1 rRNA gene is annotated in these 2,973 nt (G+C 50.5%); it reads left to right on the top strand.

What is annotated here, in order from left to right:
- The first annotated feature begins 12 nt into the window (after nucleotides 1–12).
- Nucleotides 13–2,892: ribosomal RNA gene (locus tag N483_RS12950) — 23S ribosomal RNA — on the top strand.
- Nucleotides 2,893–2,973 lie beyond the last annotated feature (81 nt).

The raw sequence follows: 2,973 nt of genomic DNA, 5'->3' as shown, positions 1-2,973 counted from the left end.
TTTGGGTTGTATGGTTAAGTGACTAAGCGTACACGGTGGATGCCTTGGCAGTTGGAGGCGATGAAGGACGTACTAACTTGCGATAAGCTAAGTCAAGCCAGTAAGAGGCACTTGAGACTTAGATTTCCGAATGGGGAAACCCACCGCACAGCGGTATCTTGCAGTGAATACATAGCTGTAAGAGGCAAACCGGGAGAACTGAAACATCTAAGTACCCCGAGGAAAAGAAATCAACCGAGATTCCGAAAGTAGCGGCGAGCGAAATCGGATTAGCCCTTAAGCTTCAGTGTAATTAGTGGAACCTTCTGGAAAGTTGGACGACACAGGGTGACAGTCCCGTACACGAAAATTTATCTGAAGTGAAATCGAGTAGGTCGGAGCACGTGAAACTTTGACTGAATATGGGGGGACCATCCTCCAAGGCTAAATACTCCCAACTGACCGATAGTGAACCAGTACCGTGAGGGAAAGGCGAAAAGAACCCCTGTGAGGGGAGTGAAATAGAACCTGAAACCGTGTACGTACAAGCAGTAGGAGCCCTTCGAGGGTGACTGCGTACCTTTTGTATAATGGGTCAGCGACTTATATTCTGTAGCAAGGTTAACCATTTAGGGGAGCCGTAGCGAAAGCGAGTCTTAACTGGGCGCTTAAGTTGCAGGGTATAGACCCGAAACCCGGTGATCTAGCCATGGGCAGGTTGAAGGTCAGGTAACACTGACTGGAGGACCGAACCCACTAACGTTGAAAAGTTAGGGGATGACCTGTGGCTAGGAGTGAAAGGCTAATCAAACCGGGAGATAGCTGGTTCTCCCCGAAATCTATTTAGGTAGAGCCTCGGACGAATACTTACGGGGGTAGAGCACTGTTAAGGCTAGGGGGTCATCCCGACTTACCAACCCTTTGCAAACTCCGAATACCGTAAAGTACTATCCGGGAGACACACGGTGGGTGCTAACGTCCATCGTGGAGAGGGAAACAACCCAGACCGTCAGCTAAGGTCCCAAAGTGTATGTTAAGTGGGAAACGATGTGGGAAGGCTAAAACAGCTAGGAGGTTGGCTTAGAAGCAGCCATCCTTTAAAGAAAGCGTAATAGCTCACTAGTCGAGTCGGCCTGCGCGGAAGATGTAACGGGGCTAAACATACCACCGAAGCTACGGCTGCATACTTTGTATGCGGGGTAGGGGAGCGTTCTGTAAGTGGCTGAAGGTGTGCCGGGAGGCATGCTGGACATATCAGAAGTGCGAATGCTGACATGAGTAACGATAATGCGGGTGAAAAACCCGCACGCCGGAAGACCAAGGGTTCCTATCCCATGTTAATCAGGGTAGGGTGAGTCGACCCCTAAGGCGAGGCTGAAGAGCGTAGTCGATGGGAAACGGGTTAATATTCCCGTACTTGGTATAAATGCGATGGGGGGACGGAGCAGGCTAGGCAAGCATGGCGTTGGTTGTCCATGTGAAAGGCTGTAGGCTGGTGACTTAGGAAAATCCGGGTCGCTAAGGCTGAGAGTCGAGACGAGCTACTACGGTAGTGAAGTTGTTGATGCCCTACTTCCAGGAAAAGCCTCTAAGCTTCAGTTTATATCGAATCGTACCCTAAACCGACACAGGTGGTCAGGTAGAGAATACTAAGGCGCTTGAGAGAACTCGGGTGAAGGAACTAGGCAAAATTGTACCGTAACTTCGGGAGAAGGTACGCTCTTGTTTGTGAAGGACTTGCTCCATAAGCAGACGAGAGCCGCAGTGACCAGGTGGCTGGGACTGTTTATTAAAAACACAGCACTGTGCAAAATCGTAAGATGACGTATACGGTGTGACACCTGCCCGGTGCCGGAAGGTTAATTGATGGGGTTAGCTTAGGCGAAGCTCTTGATCGAAGCCCCGGTAAACGGCGGCCGTAACTATAACGGTCCTAAGGTAGCGAAATTCCTTGTCGGGTAAGTTCCGACCTGCACGAATGGTGTAACCATGGCCACGCTGTCTCCACCCGAGACTCAGTGAAATTGAAATCGCAGTGAAGATGCTGTGTACCCGCGGCTAGACGGAAAGACCCCGTGAACCTTTACTACAGCTTGGCACTGAACATTGACCCTACATGTGTAGGATAGGTGGGAGGCTTTGAAGCACAGTCGCTAGATTGTGTGGAGCCGTCCTTGAAATACCACCCTTGTAGTGTTGATGTTCTAACTTAGGCCCCTAATCGGGGTTGAGGACAGTGCCTGGTGGGTAGTTTGACTGGGGCGGTCTCCTCCCAAAGAGTAACGGAGGAGCACGAAGGTTGGCTAAGTACGGTCGGACATCGTACGGTTAGTGTAATGGTAGAAGCCAGCTTAACTGCGAGACAGACACGTCGAGCAGGTACGAAAGTAGGTCATAGTGATCCGGTGGTTCTGAATGGAAGGGCCATCGCTCAACGGATAAAAGGTACTCCGGGGATAACAGGCTGATACCGCCCAAGAGTTCATATCGACGGCGGTGTTTGGCACCTCGATGTCGGCTCATCACATCCTGGGGCTGAAGTCGGTCCCAAGGGTATGGCTGTTCGCCATTTAAAGTGGTACGCGAGCTGGGTTTAGAACGTCGTGAGACAGTTCGGTCCCTATCTGCCGTGGGCGTTTGAGAATTGAGAGGGGCTGCTCCTAGTACGAGAGGACCGGAGTGGACGAACCGCTGGTGTTCGGGTTGTTATGCCAATAGCATTGCCCGGTAGCTACGTTCGGAATCGATAACCGCTGAAAGCATCTAAGCGGGAAGCGAGCCTCGAGATGAGTTCTCACTTTGACTTTAAGTTAACTGAAGGGCCGTTGAAGACTACAACGTTGATAGGCGAGATGTGGAAGTGCTGTGAGGCATTGAGCTAACTCGTACTAATTACCCGTGAGGCTTAACCATACAACGCCAAAGTGGTTTGACTTGTTAGAAGTTAAGAATAGAAAGTAGACGAAAAGAATTTAATTACGCTTCCAGATTTTA

This window comes from Pseudoalteromonas luteoviolacea NCIMB 1944, from assembly GCF_001625565.1.
In the GTDB taxonomy this organism is placed as follows: domain Bacteria; phylum Pseudomonadota; class Gammaproteobacteria; order Enterobacterales; family Alteromonadaceae; genus Pseudoalteromonas; species Pseudoalteromonas luteoviolacea_F.
The sequence above is the reverse complement of the archived record's forward strand: the minus strand, read 5'-3'. Positions and strand labels throughout refer to the sequence as shown.